Here is a 17,409-nt window from a genome sequence, read left to right as displayed (position 1 = left end):
GTCAGCGGACCTTTTTGCCCACAGGAAGCCCGTGCCAGGTTGAGGACCGGAGGAATCGACGAAGTGCCACAGCTCGCGATCGCACCAGCCTTTCTCACCGACTTCTCGCAGCTCGAAAACAGTGTCCAGACGGCGATCATGACCGTCATGCAGGCGTACATGTCCGGTGACCGAGAACCCCTGGAAACTATTTCGGACGCGGCTGACCCACGCATCCGTGTCATGCAGATCGGCCCCGGCTGGTCCGGCGTGGTGGCACCCTCTGCCAACGGCGTGTACTGCCTGGTCGCAGTTCGACGCCATGACGACGCCCTCTCCTTCGCGCGGCGCTACCGCCCCGAGGCCGGCCCCGCGCTCAGCATCGTGGAAATGCGCGAACATCCCGGAAGCACGATGTCGGCCCCCCGTGCGATCGGCCCCGCCGAACTGGCGGACGACCTCAGCCTCTCCTTCTCCGACTGGCAGATCACCCTGCACCCCAGTCAGCACCGCCTGGTGGATGCCCAGTTCACCGAATCGACCCAGATCACCGGCGGCCCGGGCACCGGGAAAACCGTGCTCGCACTGCACCGGGCCGCGCACCTGGCAGCGCGGGACTCCGCTCGATTCGGCTCGGTCGAGCACGCCCCGATTCTGCTCACCACTTTCAACAAGCTGTTGGCCCAGACCCTGGCCGGCCAACTCGACCGGCTCGTACCCGATCCCGAGGTCCGGTCCCGTATCGAGGTCGCGACCATCGACAAGGTCGCCCGGGGCATCGTCTACGACCACACGGGCATCCCGCCGGAGACGTTGGGAAAGGAAGCCATCGGAGAACAGTGGCGAGCGTCGGCGCGCGCCGACGGGCTGCCCTTCTCCGGACGCTTCCTCGCCGACGAGTGGGAGCAGGTGATCCTGGCCCAACAGATCACGGATCTCCCCTCCTACATCCGCTGCGAACGAAGCGGACGGATGCTGCACCTGGCTCCCGAGTACCGCACGCACGTCTGGGAGGCGGTGCATCGTTACGTTGCACGGATGAACGCCGCCGGTGAGTGGTCCTACCCGCAGGTGGCCCAGGAGGCGGCCCGTCTCCTCAAGGCGTCCGGCCCGCTCTACCGGCACGTCATCGTGGACGAGGGCCAGGACCTGCACCCCGCCCAGTGGCGGCTGCTGCGCGCCGCCGTGGCGAAGGGGCCGGACGACCTGTTCATCGTGGCCGATCCACACCAGCGCATCTACGACAACCGGGTGTCGCTGGCGTCGCTGGGGATCAACGTGCGCGGGCGGAGCCACCGGCTGAGGGTCAGCCACCGGATCAGCCAGGAGATCCTGGACTGGTCGATGCCGATCCTGGGGCGTGCAGTGGCGGTCGGCCTGGACGACGACGCCGACACCATGGTCGGCTACCGCTCGCTGCTGCACGGTCCCGAGCCGGTGGTCCGGGGCTGCTCCAGCCGATTGGAGGAGTTGACCGCGCTGGGCGAGTGGGTGCGGGTGTGGCTGGAGGCGGGGGTCGCTCCTTCCTCCATCGCACTGGCCGGACGCAACCAGTGGGTGGTTCGCCACATCGCCAAGGAGTTGCACGCCTGCGCCATTCCGACCGTGCCGCTGGACTCCACCTCAAGTTCCAATGCCGTGCGGGTGGGGACCATGCACAAGTTGAAGGGGCAGGAGTTCAGCTGTGTGGGCATCATCGGGGTGAGCGAACCTCTGCTTCCCCCGAAGGCAGCGATCGACGCTGCCGAGGGGGACCCCGCCGCCCTGGAGCAGCTCCACCAGCAGGAGCGCAACCTGCTCTTCGTGGCCTGCACACGAGCCCGGGACGCGCTCTACGTCTCCTACTCCGGCACACCCAGTCGGATGCTGCCCGGGGCGGCGCCTCGGGGCGGACCGGATGCGACAGCAGATGAGTAGGGCACCGCAACCGCACCGATCGTCTGGAAGAAAACAGCAGACCGACTGGAGAGAGGGCATCCGGACCATCCGATGACGGCTGCGCGTCAGACCGGGGTGGAGTCGTAGACGTAGGGGTGGGCGACGCAGACCGTGTCGAGCGGGTCGAACCAGGTGGACAGCCTCCAGGGGTCGGCGCTGTCTCCGAAGGGGTTGACTGCGTCGCCCAGCAGCCCCAACCACTCCTGGTGGGACCGCTCGAAGGCGTTGCGCCTCAGGGCGTCGAAATGACGGCCGGGATCGACCAACAAGCGATTGCCCACAAGATAGTCGTGGGCGGCCTGGAACATCGTGTAAAGCGCCAGGGCCTCGGCGAAGCTCGTCGGGGGCTGCCAGACCGGTTCGACCAGGCGGTGCGCCGCGGTACCGCCGACGAGAAGAAAACGCCGGACGAAAACATCATCACACCGCGTCGCGACCGCAGCGGGCAGTTCGCCCAGGATCCAGGGATCGGTGAGCTCCGCGGCACTGATCTGCTCGCGGTGCATCGTGTCGAGGTCGTTGAAGAGTCCGTCGAGGACGATGTGCATCCCCATCAGGATCGACCCCGCGAGCAGGGCGGCGCGCCCGGGCTCCGCTGGATCGGGCCGGACCTCGAACATGGCGGGGCCAAACGCCCGCAACCGCGCCGCATGGCCGAGCACGTGTCGGCGGGCGCGTGCGGTGGCTTCGGGAGACCCCGCGCACGCCCCGATCCGCAGCCCGGGAACGGGAGGGCCGGCGTGCGGGACGGCCGCACATTGCGCCACCCACCAGTACGCGGTTCGCGCGGATTCCGTGAGGAGCCGGGACAGCGCGACGCGCACACCGGTCTCGGCCGCCGACGCGGTGGGCGCTTCCACGACGGCCTTGACCAGAGCCCCCCGGGGATGGGCCCGGGCCTCGGCGGTATGCACCACCACCCGGAGCCCTCCCGGGCCTTCGATCCTGGCGATGGTGCCCATCTGGGCCAGGATCTGCTGCGCCCCGACGTGTGCCTGCTCCGGATCGAGGTCGGTCTGCTTCGGGGATGTCTCCACGTTGATGCGCACCGCGTAGTGCATACCGCCTCCAACGGGTCGGGGACCCGTTTGGGTCCTTGTCCGACGTTAGGGGGCCGCGTCAGGGCACCTCGGCGTTGTCCACAGGACGATCGGGCGAAGCGGAAGTACGCGCCCGGGGGGGCTCGCAGGCGGTGCGGAGCCGCGAACGCACCACGTCCGACCCCCGTGAGTCGGAAGTGCGCCCGTTCACCACTGGTCCTCCTGACGGAAGAAGGCCGCGCCCGCGTGGTCGCGGTACTCGGCTGCGTAGCCGGGTTTGATGACGCGCTCGATCAGGTCGAGGCGTTCGTCATGGCCGATGAAAGCGGACTTCATCGCGTTGACGGTGAACCAGCGCAGCTCGCGGAGGCCGTAGCCGAACACGTCGGCCAGGGCGGTGAACTCGTCGGTCATCGAGGTGGCTGCGAGCAACCTGGAGTCGGTGTTGACCGTCACCCGGAAGCGCAGCCGGCGCAACAGGTCCACTGGATGCTCTGCGAGTGCACGGACCGCGCCGGTGCGTACGTTGGAGGCGGGGCACAGCTCCAACGGAATGCGTTTGTCGCGCACATAGGCTGCGAGCTGACCGAGCTTGGCGCTGGGCCGAGGCCCCTCCGTCCCTCCTTCTTCCGCCCCCACGGCGATGTCGTTGACGATTCGCACCCCGTGGCCGAGCCGGTCGGCACCGCACCACTGGATCGCCTCCCAGATGGAGGAGAGCCCGAATCCCTCTCCCGCGTGCAAGGTCAGGTTGAAGTTCTCCCGTTTGACGTACTCGCAGGCCGAGATATGTCTGGTGGGCGGATAACCTGCCTCGGGGCCGGCGATGTCGAAACCGACCACCCCCCGGTGCCGGTACCGAACAGCGAGATCGGCGATCTCCAGCGAGTCGGCGGCCTGGCGCATCGCGGTCAGCAGCAGCCGGACGTCCACCGTCCGTCCGAACAACCGGGCCTTGGCCGTGCCGACGCGGATCCCCTCGACGACGGAGTTGACGACCTGTTCACGGGTGAGCCCGGCACGGGTGTGCTGCTCGGGGGCGATCTTGGCTTCTGCGTAGACGACACCGTCCTCGGCGAGGTCCTGCACGTACTCGGCTGCGACGCGGGTGAGGGCCTCGGGCGTCTGGAGAAGGTTGACGAGCGGGTCGAAGCGGGCAAGGTGGCGTTCCAACGAGCGGGGCTCGTCCACCGCGCGGAACCACGCGGCGAGCCGTTCGGGGTCCTCGGTGACCAGGCCCTGGTAACCGGATACCCGGGCGAGCTGGACCAGGGTCGCGGGACGCGCGGCGCCGTCGAGGTGGTCGTGCAGGACGACCTTGGGAACACGCTGGACCGTGTCACGGGAGATCGGGCGCATCGTCCTCCTCTCGCCACCGAGGACACCGCGGTGACGTGGGTAAATTTCCCGGATTGTAGTCCAGGATCCCCCGTGGCGCAGCCCTCGGTCAGCGCCGGGCGCGGATCCCCCACACCAGCAGGCCGAGACCGGCTACCAGGACCAGGGGGCCGACGATGCCCCACAGGGTGACACCGGTCATGACGCTTCCTTGGAGGTAGCCCCATCCCTGGAGGCCCCACACCGCACCGATGAGGACGCACAACGCGCCGATCCCGATCAGGACCCAGCTCTTCATGGTTTCCCGCCTCTCCTGGAAGTAGTGCCGCCGAAGACGTATTCGGAGCCGCCGGGCCCTACGGATGGGTGGGACTCTCACCCCGGGCCGTGCGCGTCCTCAACCGCGAACAGCACGTGTTCGGAGACCTCCGAGCGCACGGTGCGCAGGCGGGCCTGGACGGCGCGGCGCAAGCGGCCGAGGCACTCCAGGACGGCCGTGTCCTCACCGACCATTCCGCCCTTGGTCACCAGGGGTGCCCCGTCCAGAGGACCGCCCGCCACCACACCGTGCACCACCAGCGGCAGGACCTCACCACCGACCTCGAAGGCATGTACCCCCAGTTGGTCCAGGACCGCTGAGGTGACGTCCCCGCCACTGGTGAACAGCCCGCTGGGCCTCCCTGCGGGGCCCGCCTCGTGCTCGGCGTCGTGGACGGCCCTGGCGACGAGGCCGGCCAACAGGCCCGGCAGGGTGTGGCGCGTACGCATCGGAAGCGACGCCAGTTCGGTGGCCGACAGGGTGGTGCGCATGATGACCACGTCGGGGAACACGTACGTGGTGAGCGCGTTGACCAGGGATGCCAGCACCTCTTCGGCGTACTCCGGAGCACCGCCGGCCAGTGCTTCGGCGTTGACGTTGACGAACCGCGCGGGGCCGCTGCGGGCGACGGCCGCCAGTTGACGGTGCGACAGGTCGGTGGCGCTTCCCACGACGGCCAGCAGCGGCCCCGTGACGTTGCTCTCCCCCCGCAGGTGCAGCGCCTCGGCGAGCAGCGCACCGGTGGGCCCGGAGTCCACGACGAGCCAGACGATGCCCTGCTCACGGCTGGCCTGCGCTGCCGCCTCGGCCAGGTCGGCAAGGTAGGGCTCGGTGAGTGCGTCGCAGAGGACCACCGGCTCGTCACCTGCGGAGAGCTCCGCGGCGAGAAGGTCCCGGGTGACCTGACGGACCGGTACGTGACGCACCGCAAGGGTGGTCTGACGGGCGAGGACGTCGGCCACGGCCCCCGTTCCCACCGGGCTGATCGGGTCCAGGGCGAGTTCGGTGCGCTCGAGCGGGACGCCGTCGAGCAGTTGGATCCCACCGGAGGTGGTGCGCCCCGAGGAGGGGAAGGCCGGGGCCATCAGGATTCGCACCCGGGTGGCGGCGGGATACCGGTCGCGCAGAGTCTGCCAGGCCGCTTCCGTCTCTGCACCGATGTTGCCGCGCAGCGTGGTGTCCACCCGTTTGACGACCAGGCCGACCGGCCAGACGGCCTCGATCACGTTGACGACGAGGTCCATGGCCTGCTCGGCCGGCATGTGCCGGCTGTCGAGGTTGGCGATGACGACGTCGTAGTCCTCCGCCGCGCGGGTGACGTGCTCCGGCGCGACGGTCGCGACACGATGGCCGGAGCGCGCGAAGCGCGCCCCGGTCGCGTTCGCTCCGGTGAGATCGTCTGCGATGACGAGAACCTGTGCCACCCGACTATTCATAGTGCACAAAAGCGCTGCCCCGGTGAGAACGCAGACCGGATGCCCGAGGTTCTTCGTCGTCCGTTGCGCGCAGGGGTGCCGTTGGGCCGGTCGCGCGGCTCCGCCGGGGCGTGGCCGTGGACCCCGGGGGCGCTTGCACGGCACAGGAGGCGGTTGGGCGAGAAGCCGGCCGGCCCGAGTCCCCTGCTCGGGAAGAACTCGTGTGCGGGCCGACCACCTGGACCACCGACAGGAGGGGCAGCGACACGTCTCGGCGGGGTCAGAGGTCGCCGGTACCGACGTGCGAGGGGGGCTGGACCCCCAGCGCGCCGTGCAGGTCGGCGAGGAGGGCGCGCAGCAGGGCGGTGAGGGCCGCCTGCTGGTCCGGGGTGAGCCCGGCGACCAGGGCGGCCTCACGACTGAGCACCTCGTCCACAAGGCGCTCGACCAGTTCGTGACCGCTTGGGGTGAGCGTGACGACGACCGCTCTCGATCCGTCGTCGTGCGGCTGGCGCACGACCAGACCGTCGCGTTCGGCGCGGGCGACGCGCTGGGAGATCGCTCCGGGGGTCACCATGGTGCGTTCGGCGAGTGCGCGGGTGGTCAACCGGTAGGGCGGACCGTTGCGGCGCAGCACGCCGAGCAGGTCGAGGGTCGCCGGATCCGCCCCTGCGGCGGCGAGTACCCGCCGCCGCTCCTCCCCGAGCAGTTTGGCGGCATGCCAGATGCGGGTGACGATACCGATCCCCTCGATCGGTGTCCCGGGGCGTTCGCGCGACCAGGAAAGGGCGATGTCGTCGATCGGGTCGGTCGGATCCAGGTTGCCGCTCATCACGTTCCTTTTGTTTTAGAGCTAAATGATATGTTGCCATTTAGCCCTAAACGATACCTGAGGAGAAACCCTGTGCAGCGAACAGTCATCGTCACCGGGCGCCGCCACGGCCCCCTTGAGTCGGTCGTCGAGGACCTGGGCGCGGGAGTACGCGCCGCTGCGTGCGACGCGGCCGACGCCGATCAGGTCAGCAGGTTCGCCACGGGGCTGGGCCCCGTTGACGTACTGGTGAACTGCGCCGGCGGCAACACCGACTTCGACCGTCCCGAGGCGGCCGACCTCGCCGCGGTCGCGGCGAACTGGCGGGCCAATCTCGATGCCAACCTGATCACGGCCGTACTGATGACCACAGCGGTGAGCGACCGCCTCACCGGTGGCGGCACGGTGATCAGTATCGGCTCGATCGCCGCGGACAAGGCGGCCGGATCCTACGGCGCCGCCAAGGCGGGCCTCGCGGCGTGGAACATCAGCCTGGCCGCCGAACTGGGCCCGCGCGGCATCACGGCGAACGTGGTGTCGCCCGGTTACATCGCCGGCACCGAGTTCTTCCGGGACCGGCTCACCGACCAGCACCGGGACGCGCTGATCTTTGCTGCGAGCACGGGACGCGCGGGCACTCCGGAAGACGTCGCCGGCACGGTGCACTTCCTCGCCTCCGACACCGCTCGTCAGATCACCGGCCAGGTGATAGCGGTCAATGGCGGGGAACGCACCACCCGCTGACGGGCAGCAGGCGCGCCAGGTGGGCGTCAGCGCCGCGCACGCAGTGGCAGCCCGCACAGCAGTGCGGCTGCGCACAGCACCACTACATAGGCGCTCATCCCGGTCCAGCCGAGCCGGTCGTAGACGACGCCGCCGAGCCAGCCGAAAAGGCTCGATCCCAGGTAGTAGGCGAGGGTATACAGCGCCGCGGCCTGGGCCCGGGCGAAAGTCGCCCGCTGCCCCACCCACGCCGATGCGGTGGCATGGGCTGCGAAGAAGGAGAAGGTGAAGAGCACCAACCCTGGGACGACCAGCCCCAGCAGGGGGAGGGCGAGCACCGCGGCAGCCAGGGCCATTGCCACGGCGGCGAGCAGCAACACCCGGTACCGACCGACCCGATCGACGAGCCAGCCGGCCACCGAGGAGCTGAGCATCCCCGCCAGGTAGGCGGTGAACAGTAGCGCCACCACCGTCTGCGACACCCCGAAAGGGGGCGCGAGCAATCGGAAACCCAGGAAGTTGTAGACGGTGACGAAGGCACCCATCAAGAGCAGGGCCTGGGCATAGAGGCCCAGCAGCACGGGGTCGCGCAGGCTCGCGCCCAGTCGGGAGGCCAGCCCCCGGCCGGAGCCCTCGCCCGAGCTCTGCGGAAGGGAACCGGAACGTGGGATCGCGACGTAGAAGACGACGAGGGTGAGCATGCCCAGCGCGGCGTCGGCGCCCACTCCCCACCGCCAACCGCCGAGATCGGCGACCGCTCCGGCCACGAGCCGGCCACTCATTCCGCCCAGGGTGTTGCCCGCGATGTAGAGACCAACGGCCCGCCCGAGGTCGCTCGGGTGGATCCGCTCGGCCAGGTAGGCGACGGCAACCGCGGGCAACCCGCCGAGGGCTGCCCCTTGAAGCGCGCGCAGGACCAGAAGCAGCCACAGCTCATGGGCGAAGGGAGCCGCGGAACCCAGCAGCGTGGACACCACCAACGCCCCGGTCATCACCGGGACCCGGCCGAACCGATCGGCGATCCCGCTCCAGACCAGGACGAACCCCGCCAGGCCACCGGTGGCGAGAGAGACCGCGAGGGCGGCGGCCGACGCCGAGGCGTCGAAGGCCACGGCAATCCCCGGCAGTACCGCCTGCACCGCGTACAACTGGGCGAAGGTCGCGACCCCCGCGGCGACCATGGCCGTCACGACGCGTCGGTAGTCCTTGCTGCCGACGCGGTATCCGGTCTGGCCAGGTGCGGGCGGAGCAGCGCTGGTTCGGGTCACCTTCCGACCATAGAAAGCATGAATCAATACGTCTAATGCATGAGTTGCAGATAGTTCATACTGTTTTACATGAATGATCACGACACCGCCTTGATCACCCGGGTTCTTGCCCCCCGACTGCGCACGTTTGAAGCAGTTGCACGCACCGAACACATCACTCGCGCCGCCGAGGAGCTGGGCGTTCCCCAACCGACCGTGAGCCGTTCCCTGGCCCGGCTCCAGGAGGAGCTGGGGGTGGTCCTCGTCGAACGAACCGGACGCGGGGTACGCCTGACCAGGGCGGGAGCGGTTCTCCTCCCACACGCGCGGCGCGCTCTCAACGCCTTGGCAGCGGGCGGACGCGAAGTGGCCGAGGCAACGGCGACGACGGTCACCCTGGCCTTCCTCCCGACCCTGGGAGCCGAGGTGGTGCCCGCACTGATCCGCGGGTTCCGCCAGCGCTACCCCGAAGCGCGCTTCACACTGTTCCAGGACGTGTGGGCGGCGTCGGTCGGACGACTGCGCGAGGGGTCGGTGGACGTGGCGCTGACCTCTCCTCTGCCCGGGGAGCCCGACCTGGAGGAGCACATGCTGCACCGTCAGCCGTTGCGACTGGTGGTCCCGGACTCCCATCCACTGGCCCAGCGCGACCGGGTCGGTTTCACCGTGGTGGCGACCGAACCCCTGATCGCGCTCAAGCACGGTCGCGGCCTGCGCCACCTCACCGACGAGCTGTGCCACCGGGCAGGGTTCGAACCCCAGGTGGCCTTCGAGGGTGACGAGACCCACACCGTCCGCGGTCTGGTGGCGGCCGGGCTGGGCGTGGCGGTGCTGCCGGCCCACCCGCACGGCCTGCTGCCGGGGACCGCGGAACTGGCGATCGACACTCCCGGCGCCCACCGCACGATCGGCCTGGTGCGACGCATCGGCCAGACCGAGACCCCGGCGGTGGCGGCCTTCCGGTCCTTCGTGATCAACGAGGGGCCGCGCCTGCTGGCCGAGGGCCTGGGGTGAGCCCGCCCGTTGTGGATCAGCCCTCCCGTACCTGGACGACCTGACCGGTACGGGCACTGCGCAAAGCCGCCTCGATCACGTCCAGGCCGTGCACCACCTCGTGGAGTTCCACGGGCAATGGCTCCCCCTCGCCCACCGAGTCGCGCACCCCCGCGTAGAAAGCCGGGTAGTCGCCGCGCTCGCTGGGAACGGGCTTGGCGTCGCCCTCCGCCCCGAGCAGCCCCCAAGCGGACTCGGGCTCCCGCCCCCAGTCCGGTCCACCCGGGCGCTCACCGGCGCCCAGGCGGGCCTCCTGGCCGTCAAGGCCGTGGACGGTGAACGCCGCGCGGTCGCCCAGGACCCGAAAGCGCGGGCCGAGCTGAGCCGCCAGTGCGCTCATCCACAGGTGGGACCGGACGCCCCCGCGGTGGGTGAGGGCGAGGAAGGTGTCGTCGTCGGAGCCGACACCGGGACGACGGGAGTCGAGTTCGGCGTAGACGGTGGCGACCGGGCCGAACAGGTTGACCGCCTGATCGATGAGGTGTGCCCCCAGGTCGTAGAGGAGGCCGGCTCCCTGTTCGACCCGGCCGCTCTCGCGCCAGGACCCCTTGGGCCGGGGACGCCAGCGGTCGAACCGGGACTCGAACCTATGGACTCGGCCGAGCTCGCCGTGTTCGATGAGTTGCCACAGGGTCAGGAAGTCGCTGTCCCAACGGCGGTTCTGAAAGACCGTGAGGACCTGTTCCAGACGCTGCGCGTGGTCGGCGAGGTCGCGTGCCTCGACCGGGCTGAGCGCGAAGGGCTTGTCCACGACCACGGCGAGCCCTGCGTCCAGGGCTGCCCGCGCCAGCGGCGCGTGGGTCTCGTTGGGCGTGGTGACAACGGCGATCTCGAACTCACCCGCACGCTTCCACAGCTCCTGCGCAGAGGCGATCACCTCGGTGCGGGGATAGCGGTCGCGCACAGCGGACGCACGTTCGTCGTTGCCGGTGACCACGGCCGAGAGCCGCAGCCCGGGGGTGGCGTCGATGAGCGGGGCGTGGAACACCTCGCCGCCCTTGCCGTAGCCGATCAGGGCGACGTGCAGGGCTGGGTCGGTGTCGTGAGCGGTGGTCATCCCTCCAATTTATGGGAGACCGCCGCTCCCCTCGTGGCGGGCACCCGACCGGCGACCCCGCTTCGGCTGCCCGATCGCTGTACGCGGTGAGGCGGGAGGACCGGCCGCCGACGGCAGGCCGTCGGGGCTGGCCTTGTCCGGGCCGAGCGGTTCCGTCACCACCGGCCGCCTCCGGGACGTGCGGGCCGTCGAGCCCGCTACTACGGCTCCGCCGACGTGCGGCGCGGTTCGGCGCGGACGGGGTGCTCCTCGGTCGTGGTGAACGGTTCGACACAGCCATCGGTCCTACGACGGCCGGGCCGCCGGATTGCCCGGCGGCCCGGCGTCCACTCGCTCGGCAGCGGCCACGCGTCCTCGGAGAGCACCTCCGGGGCCGGAGAGCCGTCGGTCCATCACGCGGAGGCTGCTGCTCCTGACCCCTCTTGCACCGCAACCGTCTGCGTGCTGTGCGCGGGCTCCAGCGCGAGGGCGAGTACCTCCCGCACGTCGCTGACCGGGTGGACAGTGAGCTGCTCCAGCACCTCATCGGGCACATCGTCCAGATCGGGCTCGTTGCGTGCCGGGATGAGCACCGTGCCGATGCCCGCCCGATGCGCGGCGAGCAGCTTCTGCTTGACCCCGCCGATCGGCAGCACCCGGCCCGTCAGGGAGACCTCTCCGGTCATCGCCACGTCCGAGCGAGCTGGACGCCCCGAGAGCAGGGAAGCCAAGGCCGTCGTCATCGTGACGCCCGCGCTGGGGCCGTCCTTGGGGATCGCTCCCGCAGGAACGTGGATGTGCACCCCCCGTTCCTTGAGGTCACCGACCGGAAGTTCCAGCTCGGCACCGCGTGATCGCAGATAGGACAGCGCGATCTGCGCGGACTCCTTCATGACGTCGCCGAGCTGACCGGTCAGCGACAGTCCGCTGGCCCCCGATTCGGCGTCGGCCAGCGACGCCTCGACGAAGAGCACGTCACCGCCCGCCCCGGTCACCGCAAGCCCGGTGGCGACACCGGGGACGGACACCCGCTCGGCGGACTCGGGTGTGTGGCGCGGCCTGCCGATGTAGTCGGGCAGGTCTGCGGCGTCAACGGTGAGCGGCAGCTCCCGCTCACCCAGTGCGACGGAGGCCGCTGCCTTGCGCAGCACACGGGCGATGGAGCGCTCCAGCGAGCGCACCCCCGCCTCCCGGGTGTACTCCCCCGCGATCAGACGCAGCGCGTCCTCGGTGAGCGCGGCCTCGGAGGCGTCCAGGCCGGCCTTCTCCAGCTGACGGGGCAGCAGGTGGTCCCGGGCGATGACGACCTTCTCGTCCTCGGTGTAGCCGTCCAGCTCCACCAGTTCCATCCGGTCCAGCAGCGGGCCGGGGATCGTGTCCAGGGCGTTCGCCGTGGCGAGGAAGACCACGTCGGAGAGGTCGAGGTTGACCTCCAGATAGTGGTCGCGGAAGGTGTGGTTCTGCGCGGGGTCGAGCACCTCCAGCAGTGCTGCGCTGGGGTCTCCCCGGTAGTCGCTGCCGACCTTGTCGATCTCGTCCAACAGCACGACCGGGTTCATCGTCCCGGCCTCCTTGACGGCCCGCACGATCCGGCCCGGGAGCGCGCCGACGTAGGTCCGGCGGTGGCCACGGATCTCGGCCTCGTCGCGCACCCCGCCGAGGGCGACCCGGGTGAAGGAGCGACCCATGGCACGCGCCACGCTCTCACCGAGCGAGGTCTTGCCGACTCCGGGCGGCCCCACCAGGGCGAGCACCGCACCACTGCGCCGACCGCCGATGACGCCCAGCCCCTTCTCCTCGCGGCGCTTGCGCACCGCCAGGTACTCGATGATGCGGTCCTTGACGTCGTCCAGGCCGGAGTGGTCGGCGTCGAGAACACCACGCGCCTCGCCTATGCCGTAGGCGTCGGTGGTGCGCTCGTTCCAGGGCATGTCCAGGACGGTGTCGAGCCAGGTGCGGATCCAGCCCGCCTCCGGCGAGGAGTCACCGGCCCGCTCCAGCTTGTCCACCTCGGCGAGGGCAGCCTTCGCGACGTGTTCGGGCAGCGCAGCCGCCTCGACGCGTCCGCGGTAGTCCTCCTCCTCGCTGCCCGGCTTGCCCGACAGCTCGTTGAGTTCCTTGCGCACGGCCTCCATCTGGCGCCTCAGCAGGAACTCGCGCTGCTGCTTGTCCACCCCCTCCTGGACGTCCTTGTTGATGGTCTCGGAGACATCCAGTTCGGCCAGGTAGGCACGGGTCCACTCGACCAGCAGCCCCAGCCGCTCGGAAACGTCGTAGGTCTCCAGGAGCTCCAGCTTCTGGGCGGTCTTGAGGAACGGGGAGTAGCCACCACGGTCGGCGAGCAGTCCGGCGTCGTCGATCTGTTGGACGCCGTCCAGGATCTGCCAGGCGCCACGCTTTTGCAGGTAGGTGGTGAGCAGGGTCTTGTACTCGCGGGCGAGCTCCTGGACCCGGCCCGGATAGCCGCCTTCCGGGGCGGCGTCGTCGTGGGTGGTCGCGTCCACCCACAGCACGTCGCCCGACGACCGGCCGACAGCGGTCGCGGGAGCGGTGGTGACGCCGCCGACCCGCGCCCGGACCACGCCGCGCAATGCGGCGGCCGGGTCTCCGTCAGGGGTGCGCCCGACCTGCTCGATCAGCGCCACGGTACCCACGCCGGTGTAGGAGCCGTCCACCCGCGGCACGATCAGCACCCGCGGTTTGCCCCCGGCACGCCCCGCGGCCCCCTTCCCTGCGGACTCCACCGCCTGAGCCGCCTCGATCGCGGCACTGACCTCGGCCTCGGAAATGTCAACCGGTACGACCATGCCGGGAAGAACAACGTCGTCGTCAAGCGGCAGGACGGGCAACGTCACGCCGGACTTCGTGTCACTCATCGGACCCTCCTTCTTGAGTCACTAAGACTCAATAAAGAAGAGTCGAGTTTTGTTCCATGACGCGTGTTCGCCGTGAGCGATCACGCCATCACGGCTGTACTTGAGGGCGAAACCGTCGCTTAACAGGCACTCCCCCCACGTGACAAAACCGTTACGCCGATGAGGCGGCAAATGTGTGGACTTTCACCAGCAAAACTACTTGCATCAAAGCTCACGAGGCCTTGGTCTACACCTTTGGTCAAGCGTTCCTGGAGGTACGTGAATGCCGATGTCCCAGAGAAACCGCAGCGCGATCGCGGCAACGCTCTCGCTGGCCTTCCTCGCCAGCGGGTGCTCGTATCTGGAAGGAGGTGGAACGCAGGCAGCCGACCCGGAGTCCCCCGAATGCGAGGCCTTCTCCCAGTGGCAGGGGAACGAAGGCAGTGTCGAGATCTACGCCTCCATCCGCGACGAGGAGGCCGAACGGATGGAGCGGTCCTGGCAGCAGTTCGCCGACTGCACCGGGATCAACATCCAGTACGAGGGCAGCGGCGAGTTCGAGGCCCAGGTCCAGGTGAAGGTGGACGGCGGCAATGCCCCCGACATCGCGCTGTTCCCCCAGCCCGGGCTGCTCAAGCGCTTCGTCGAGGCCGGCTCCGCTGTCCCCGCACCCGACAGCGTCAAGGAACTGGCCGAGACCGGTTGGAGCGAGGACTGGCTGAACTACGCCACCGTCAACGGCCAGCTGTACGGCACCCCGCTGGGCGCCAACTTCAAGTCTTTCGTCTGGTACTCCCCCAGCTTCTTCAGCGAGAACGGCCACGAGGTCCCCGAGACCTGGGACGACCTGATCAAGGTCAGCGACGCCATCGCCGACGACGGCACCAAGCCCTGGTGCGTCGGCATCGAATCCGGTGACGCCACCGGCTGGCCGGCCACCGACTGGATCGAGAACGTGATCCTGCGCGACGGCGGCCCCGACGTCTACGACCAGTGGGTCGAGCACGAGATCCCCTTCAACGACGACAAGATCACCTCGGCCTTCGGCAGGGCCGACGAGATCCTGCGCAACGAGGACTACGTCAACGGCGGCTACGGCAGCGTCCAGAGCATCGCCACGACCTCCTTCCAGGACGCAGGCATGCCGATCCTGGACGGTGACTGCGGCATGTACCTGATGGGCTCCTTCTACGCCGCACAGTGGCCCGAGGACACCACGGTCGCCGAGGACGGCGATGTCTTCGCCTTCAACCTTCCGCCGGTCAACCCCGCGGACGGCACCCCCGTCATGGGCGGCGGCGAGTTCGTCGGCGCGTTCGCCGACCGGCCCGAGGTCGTAGCGGTCCGCGAGTACCTGGCCACCGCCGACTACGCCGACCGACGCGCCGCCGAAGGCGCATGGTTCTCGGCTCACCAGGAACTCGACCTGGACACCCTCGAAACACCCACCGACCGGCTGGGGGCCGAAATCCTGCGCGACCCCGAAACCGTGTTCCGTTTCGACGGCAGCGACCTGATGCCGGCCGCGGTGGGGACGGGAACGTTCTGGCGGGGTATGACCAACTGGATCAACGGCGAGGAGACCACGACCACGCTCGACTACATCGAGAACTCCTGGCCCTCCTAACGGAGACGGTTGTCTGGGCGCCGCTCCTGTCGGGAGCGGCCCCCGGACAGCCCCGATTCACGGAAGGGACAGGATGGGCTTCTCCATTCTGAACGAGCTTCCCAAGCTCGTCTGGTTACTCATTGCCGTCGCCACATTCCTCGGAGTCATCGGCGGCCTGCTCTTCTTCATCGACCGCGGCCCCAAGAGCAAGCACGAGTGGTGGCAAGCCGCCCTCTTTTTGGGTCCGGCAGTAATTCTGTTGCTACTGGGTTTGGTGTACCCGGCCTTCCGGACCGGTCTGTTGTCGTTTTCGGACGGCACCGGCCAGAACTGGGTGGGCCTGCGCAACTACGTCTGGATGTTCAGCCAGCCCGAGATCCTGACGGTGCTGCGCAACACACTGCTGTGGGTCATCTTCGCCCCGGTGCTGGCAACGGCGACGGGCCTGATGTACGCGATCCTGGTTGACCGCAAGCGGTTCGAGTCGATAGCCAAGTCGCTGATCTTCATGCCCATGGCGATCTCGTTCGTGGGCGCCAGCATCATCTGGCGGTTCGTCTACGCCTACCGTCCACCCGAAGGCGACCAGATCGGCCTGCTCAACCAGCTCATCGTGTGGATGGGCGGCGAACCGCAGCTATGGCTGCTCAACGCCCCGCTGAACACGCTTCTGCTGATCGTCGTACTGATCTGGGTCCAGGCCGGATTCGCGATGGTGGTGCTGTCGGCTGCGATCAAGGCGATCCCGGACGAGATCGTCGAGGCTGCCCGGATCGACGGGACCAACGCCTGGCAGCAGTTCTGGCGTATCACGTTGCCGACGGTGTGGCCGACGCTGACCGTCGTCCTGATCACCATCTCGGTCCAGACCCTCAAGGTTTTCGACATCGTGCGCACCATGACCGGCGGCCAGTACAACACCAGCGTCATCGCCAACGAGATGTACGCACAGGCGTTCCGTTATGGTGAGCTCGGCCAAGGCTCGACACTCGCGGTGTTCCTGTTCGTCCTGGTGGTCCCGCTTGTCATCGTGCAGATGCGCACCAACCGACGTGTGAGGGAGCAGGGATGAGCCAGCAGACGCAGACGCCGCCCGCCGCGCCCGCCGCCGCACCGAAACCCCGCGTGAGCCGGGAGACCTCGGCCGCCCGGGTCCGCAAACGGCTGTCGAGCTCGACGGCGACCCTCGCGGCGATCGTGATCGCCGCGCTCTGGACCCTGCCGACCGCGGGATTGTTCATCTCCTCCTTCCGTCCCGAGCGCGAGCTCAAGACGACCGGCTGGTGGACGTTCTTCAGCGATCCGCAGGTCACCCTGGCCAACTACCGGGACGTACTGTTCGGCACTGCCAGCCAGGGGCAACTGGCCACGTACTTCGTGAACTCGTTCGTCATCACGTTGCCGGCGACCGTGTTCGTGGTGGTGCTGGCGGCACTGGCCGCCTATGCCCTGGCCTGGGTGAACTTTCCCGGTCGCGACTGGCTGTTCCTCGGGATCTTCGCGCTGCAGATCGTCCCGCTCCAGATGTCCCTGGTACCGCTGCTGCGATTCTTCTCCCAGGGTGTGACGATCGCCGGGATCCAGCTGATGCCCGCCTGGGATCTGCAGGGCGCCCTGGCGTTCACCAACGTATGGGTGGCCCACACGATCTTCGGGCTGCCGCTGGGCATCTTCCTGCTGCACAACTTCATCTCCCAGCTCCCGCGCAGCCTCTTCGAGGCGGCTCGGGTGGACGGCGCCGGGCACGGCGTCATCTTCCGGCGGCTGGTGGTCCCGCTGATCGTGCCCGCACTGGTATCACTGGGGATCTTCCAGTTCCTCTGGGTCTGGAACGATTTGCTGGTGGCGCTGATCTTCGCCGGCGGCAGCGCCGAGACGGCCCCCCTGACCGTCAGGCTCGCCGAGATGGCAGGCACCCGCGGAGACGAATGGCAACGCCTCACGGCAGGTGCGTTCGTGTCCATCGTGGTGCCGTTGATCGTGTTCTTCTCCCTCCAACGCTATTTCGTGCGCGGCCTGCTGGCCGGCAGCGTCAAGGGCTAGGCC

Annotated in this window: 14 protein-coding genes; 6 read left to right on the top strand and 8 right to left on the bottom strand. The window is 68.9% G+C overall.

Going from position 1 to position 17,409, the window contains the following annotated elements; translation table 11 throughout:
- Positions 1-63: 63 nt before the first annotated feature.
- Positions 64-1,896 carry a UvrD-helicase domain-containing protein gene (locus tag AC0VYP_RS04730; RefSeq protein WP_285758903.1) on the top strand — a complete coding sequence of 611 codons (1,833 nt, stop codon included), beginning with the start codon at positions 64-66 and terminating at the stop codon, positions 1,894-1,896.
- An 86-nt stretch (positions 1,897-1,982) separates the two neighbouring features.
- Here the strand turns inward: AC0VYP_RS04730 and AC0VYP_RS04725 are convergent, their stop codons facing one another.
- The 5 genes from AC0VYP_RS04725 to AC0VYP_RS04705 form a co-directional block, all read right to left on the bottom strand.
- On the bottom strand, positions 1,983-2,978 hold the full coding sequence (locus tag AC0VYP_RS04725; RefSeq protein WP_475472678.1) for a hypothetical protein: 996 nt from the start codon (positions 2,976-2,978) through the stop codon (positions 1,983-1,985).
- A 186-nt stretch (positions 2,979-3,164) separates the two neighbouring features.
- Positions 3,165-4,316, bottom strand: a complete 1,152-nt coding sequence (locus AC0VYP_RS04720; RefSeq protein WP_475472676.1) for an adenosine deaminase — start codon at positions 4,314-4,316, stop codon at positions 3,165-3,167.
- An 88-nt stretch (positions 4,317-4,404) separates the two neighbouring features.
- Entirely contained in the window at positions 4,405-4,593 is a 189-nt protein-coding gene (locus AC0VYP_RS04715; protein ID WP_475472674.1) for a hypothetical protein, read from the bottom strand.
- Between the two features lie 77 nt (positions 4,594-4,670).
- A complete protein-coding gene (locus tag AC0VYP_RS04710) occupies positions 4,671-6,038 on the bottom strand; it encodes a four-carbon acid sugar kinase family protein (protein WP_475472673.1) in 1,368 nt (455 codons plus the stop codon).
- Positions 6,039-6,309: 271 nt separating this feature from the next.
- Complete coding sequence (locus AC0VYP_RS04705; protein WP_475472671.1) at positions 6,310-6,861, bottom strand: MarR family winged helix-turn-helix transcriptional regulator; 552 nt, start codon at positions 6,859-6,861, stop codon at positions 6,310-6,312.
- A 72-nt stretch (positions 6,862-6,933) separates the two neighbouring features.
- Here AC0VYP_RS04705 and AC0VYP_RS04700 point away from each other — a divergent pair, with 72 nt between their 5' ends.
- Positions 6,934-7,584 carry an SDR family NAD(P)-dependent oxidoreductase gene (locus tag AC0VYP_RS04700; protein ID WP_475472669.1) on the top strand — a complete coding sequence of 217 codons (651 nt, stop codon included), beginning with the start codon at positions 6,934-6,936 and terminating at the stop codon, positions 7,582-7,584.
- Positions 7,585-7,610: 26 nt separating this feature from the next.
- Here AC0VYP_RS04700 and AC0VYP_RS04695 read toward each other — a convergent pair whose 3' ends face one another.
- Positions 7,611-8,831 carry an MFS transporter gene (locus tag AC0VYP_RS04695; protein WP_285758890.1) on the bottom strand — a complete coding sequence of 407 codons (1,221 nt, stop codon included), beginning with the start codon at positions 8,829-8,831 and terminating at the stop codon, positions 7,611-7,613.
- Positions 8,832-8,900: 69 nt separating this feature from the next.
- Here AC0VYP_RS04695 and AC0VYP_RS04690 point away from each other — a divergent pair, with 69 nt between their 5' ends.
- The gene (locus AC0VYP_RS04690) at positions 8,901-9,824 is read left to right on the top strand and encodes a LysR family transcriptional regulator (protein WP_285758889.1); all 924 of its coding nucleotides are present in this window, start codon (positions 8,901-8,903) and stop codon (positions 9,822-9,824) included.
- A gap of 16 nt (positions 9,825-9,840) precedes the next feature.
- Here AC0VYP_RS04690 and AC0VYP_RS04685 read toward each other — a convergent pair whose 3' ends face one another.
- Positions 9,841-10,920, bottom strand: coding sequence for a Gfo/Idh/MocA family oxidoreductase (locus tag AC0VYP_RS04685; protein WP_475472666.1), 1,080 nt, complete (start codon positions 10,918-10,920; stop codon positions 9,841-9,843).
- Between the two features lie 392 nt (positions 10,921-11,312).
- A complete protein-coding gene (gene lon, locus AC0VYP_RS04680) occupies positions 11,313-13,775 on the bottom strand; it encodes an endopeptidase La (RefSeq protein WP_475472664.1) in 2,463 nt (820 codons plus the stop codon).
- Between the two features lie 268 nt (positions 13,776-14,043).
- On the opposite strand from lon, the gene AC0VYP_RS04675 reads away from it, so the two are divergent.
- The 3 genes from AC0VYP_RS04675 to AC0VYP_RS04665 all read left to right on the top strand — a co-directional run bounded on the left by AC0VYP_RS04675 (position 14,044) and on the right by AC0VYP_RS04665 (position 17,406).
- Positions 14,044-15,381 carry an ABC transporter substrate-binding protein gene (locus AC0VYP_RS04675; protein ID WP_475472662.1) on the top strand — a complete coding sequence of 446 codons (1,338 nt, stop codon included), beginning with the start codon at positions 14,044-14,046 and terminating at the stop codon, positions 15,379-15,381.
- A 73-nt stretch (positions 15,382-15,454) separates the two neighbouring features.
- Positions 15,455-16,435, top strand: coding sequence for a carbohydrate ABC transporter permease (locus AC0VYP_RS04670; protein ID WP_285758882.1), 981 nt, complete (start codon positions 15,455-15,457; stop codon positions 16,433-16,435).
- Positions 16,432-17,406: a carbohydrate ABC transporter permease gene (locus AC0VYP_RS04665; RefSeq protein ID WP_475472660.1), complete on the top strand. Its 975-nt coding sequence runs from the start codon at positions 16,432-16,434 to the stop codon at positions 17,404-17,406. Before AC0VYP_RS04670 ends, AC0VYP_RS04665 begins: the two co-directional genes overlap by 4 nt.
- The last annotated feature ends 3 nt before the right edge of the window (positions 17,407-17,409 follow it).

The sequence above is a fragment of the Nocardiopsis sp. iso_186 genome (assembly GCF_056173365.1).
The sequence above is the reverse complement of the archived record's forward strand: the minus strand, read 5'-3'. Positions and strand labels throughout refer to the sequence as shown.

Bases quoted from the DNA above. Each gene is read 5' to 3' on its own strand.
- AC0VYP_RS04725 (WP_475472678.1), bottom strand. From the start codon at position 2,978: ATGCACTACGCGGTGCGCATCAACGTGGAGACATCCCCGAAGCAGACC.
- AC0VYP_RS04720 (WP_475472676.1), bottom strand. From the start codon at position 4,316: ATGCGCCCGATCTCCCGTGACACGGTCCAGCGTGTTCCCAAGGTCGTC.
- AC0VYP_RS04715 (WP_475472674.1), bottom strand. From the start codon at position 4,593: ATGAAGAGCTGGGTCCTGATCGGGATCGGCGCGTTGTGCGTCCTCATC.
- AC0VYP_RS04705 (WP_475472671.1), bottom strand. From the start codon at position 6,861: ATGAGCGGCAACCTGGATCCGACCGACCCGATCGACGACATCGCCCTT.
- AC0VYP_RS04690 (WP_285758889.1), top strand. From the start codon at position 8,901: ATGAATGATCACGACACCGCCTTGATCACCCGGGTTCTTGCCCCCCGA.
- AC0VYP_RS04685 (WP_475472666.1), bottom strand. From the start codon at position 10,920: ATGACCACCGCTCACGACACCGACCCAGCCCTGCACGTCGCCCTGATC.
- lon (WP_475472664.1), bottom strand. From the start codon at position 13,775: ATGAGTGACACGAAGTCCGGCGTGACGTTGCCCGTCCTGCCGCTTGAC.
- AC0VYP_RS04675 (WP_475472662.1), top strand. From the start codon at position 14,044: ATGTCCCAGAGAAACCGCAGCGCGATCGCGGCAACGCTCTCGCTGGCC.
- AC0VYP_RS04670 (WP_285758882.1), top strand. From the start codon at position 15,455: ATGGGCTTCTCCATTCTGAACGAGCTTCCCAAGCTCGTCTGGTTACTC.
- AC0VYP_RS04665 (WP_475472660.1), top strand. From the start codon at position 16,432: ATGAGCCAGCAGACGCAGACGCCGCCCGCCGCGCCCGCCGCCGCACCG.